At 52.9% G+C, this 225-nt stretch carries 1 pseudogene; it reads right to left on the reverse strand.

Features of this window, described 5'->3' with window-relative positions:
- Nucleotides 1–225, reverse strand: a pseudogene (locus HJV72_RS19055) (hypothetical protein); the annotation flags it as partial.

Here is a 225-nt window from a genome sequence, read left to right on the forward strand (position 1 = left end):
GACGGGTACGATGGTCTACCGGCATTGTTGCTTCCACACGGTCTTCGTCGGCATAGGTATATTGAATTCCCAAGTTTCCCATCAATGCGTGGCGTGCCTGCGCATTCAGTTGGTCAAGGGGAATTTCGGCTACACGCACTTCGGATATGATAGCCTTCTCCACTGCAACGGCCACTCCGTCTTCCTCATTCGAAGCAGTCACATAATCGGCACAGGCTTTCACCG

The organism is Extibacter sp. GGCC_0201 (genome assembly GCF_017566055.1).
Classification (GTDB): domain Bacteria; phylum Bacillota; class Clostridia; order Lachnospirales; family Lachnospiraceae; genus Extibacter.